This is a genomic window from Synechococcus sp. R3-13 (genome assembly GCF_047462195.1).
Taxonomy (GTDB): domain Bacteria; phylum Cyanobacteriota; class Cyanobacteriia; order Thermostichales; family Thermostichaceae; genus Thermostichus.
On record NZ_JANSIO010000412.1, the window covers coordinates 1 to 639 of the forward strand.

1 protein-coding gene is annotated in these 639 nt (G+C 59.9%); it reads right to left on the minus strand.

Translation table 11 applies throughout. The features are described from left to right. Nucleotides 1-73: 73 nt before the first annotated feature. Nucleotides 74-639: phosphohistidine phosphatase SixA (gene sixA / locus NW856_RS12100; protein WP_414400475.1), on the minus strand; the 566-nt coding region annotated here is incomplete at its 5' end.

A 639-nucleotide genomic window follows, 5' to 3' on the forward strand; every position in this document is an offset into this window, starting at 1 on the left:
TTGAGCTTATTATTGACTAGAGTCATGCTCTGGCCGACTCGTTGGGCGTTTATCATGATGAGCCAGCTTCTTCTCAGCGCAGCACCACCTTGGGGGAGAGCAACAAAGTCAGGGATCCCTGGCGGTAGTCAATCCGGCCTTCGGCAAAGCGCACTTGGGCTAGGCCCGCTTTTTTGAGGGTGATCGCGTGGGCGTTGGCCGGGTTTAGACCAACAGCCGCTTGTACCCACAGGCTCAGATCCGGCTGGTGACCGACCAGAGCCAAAGACGCCAGAGGTTCCCGCTCTGCTTGCCAGCGCACCAGGTCAGCAAAACTGCCCCCCGGAGCCAGCGGCTCAAACACCTCCACAGCTTCGGCCAGGTTCTCGTCCAAAAAGATCTCAGCCGTCTGCCGAGCCCTCACCAAGGGACTGGTGAGCAGGAGATCCCACCTCCAGCCCATGTTCTTGAGCTGGCGGGCAATCTTGCGGCAGCGCCTGCGACCTTCGTCTGTAAGGGCCCGAAAGGCATCCTCGACTTCTGGCCGGGGTTCCTCGGCTATGCCATGGCGAATAAAATCCACGGCCAATTCCTGTCGGGCAGCTTGCTTTTCTGCCGCACCCTGATGGTGCTCCGCACCGCTAACGCGATAGTGCTCCG